Source organism: Streptomyces mutabilis (genome assembly GCF_014649815.1).
GTDB classification, from domain to species: domain Bacteria; phylum Actinomycetota; class Actinomycetes; order Streptomycetales; family Streptomycetaceae; genus Streptomyces; species Streptomyces mutabilis.
Genome location: NZ_BMTT01000353.1, coordinates 1 through 502, shown reverse-complemented (window position 1 = coordinate 502; position 502 = coordinate 1). Strand labels below are relative to the sequence as shown.

The window sequence follows — 502 nt, the reverse complement described above, 5'->3', positions numbered from 1 at the left end:
CCTATTTTAGGGCCTGAAATGCGATCTACCGGTGAAGTGATGGGGGTTGGTGCTACTTTTGCACAAGCTTTTGCTAAAGCGATGTTAGGTAGCAATTCCACCATGAAGAAAAAAGGAAGAGCGCTACTTTCGGTTCGCGAAGGTGATAAAAAACGTGTCGTTGATTTAGCAACTAAGCTATTGAAAAATGGTTTTGAATTAGATGCAACACATGGTACTGCCATTGTCTTGGGGGAAGCCGGTATCAATCCTCGCCTAGTGAATAAAGTGAATGAAGGGCGGCCTCATATTCAAGATAGAATTAAAAATGGTGAGTATGACTATATTGTCAATACGACTGCCGGTCGCCACGCTATTGAGGATTCAAAACTGATCCGCCGTAGTGCATTACAATATAAAGTTCACTATGACACTACATTAAATGGCGGATTTGCGACAACACTGTCATTGAGTGCTGATCCTACTATTGATGTTATTTCAGTCCAAGAGATGCATGCAAAGA

At 41.8% G+C, this 502-nt stretch carries 1 pseudogene; it reads left to right on the top strand.

Annotated elements, in window-relative coordinates:
* A pseudogene (gene carB / locus IE142_RS40625) lies at positions 1-502 on the top strand (carbamoyl-phosphate synthase large subunit); the annotation flags it as partial.